1 pseudogene is annotated in these 516 nt (G+C 38.4%); it reads right to left on the bottom strand.

The features are described from left to right. Positions 1 to 516, bottom strand: a pseudogene (locus tag AOA60_RS01440) (hypothetical protein); the annotation flags it as partial.

Below are 516 nucleotides of genomic sequence, written 5' to 3'. Positions count from 1 at the left end.
CTATACGGCCCTTCTTTTCTTCACCACGCAATTTATTAATAGCCATTATAGGAGGAATAGTCGCCATCAAAGATATCACAACCATTAACATTGGTAGGAACTGCTCTGTTATTGAAGCTCCCTCCATTTGCTGAAGCATTTGAGATAACATTTCATTTTCTCCAATAAAGCTTTCCATGTCACCAAAAACAGAACCATACGATACCCCTAGTATGAACATTCCAACTGCCCATCCAATTAATCCAGTTCGTTGTAGCCTTAGTGCAAGCCCCATAGGACTTTGTAAAAATCTTGTGGCGTATCTTCTTCCTGGTTTTGAAGGTAAAAAGCCACGCTCCAAGTCACGAATAGCATTTAAATAATTTGCTAAGATGAAAAGTACTAAAGATGTTCCTATCATCAATACCATTGGCCACCAATTATTTGATGAATACACTTCGGCTTTCGTTACCCATCCCAATGGTGAAATCCAAGATAAAGACTCATTGCTTACATCTGTAATTCCACGTAATAGAT

The organism is Pseudomonas sp. 2822-17, assembly GCF_002742485.1.
Classification (GTDB): Bacteria; Pseudomonadota; Gammaproteobacteria; order Pseudomonadales; family Pseudomonadaceae; genus Aquipseudomonas; species Aquipseudomonas cyclaminis.
The sequence above is the reverse complement of the archived record's forward strand: the minus strand, read 5'-3'. Positions and strand labels throughout refer to the sequence as shown.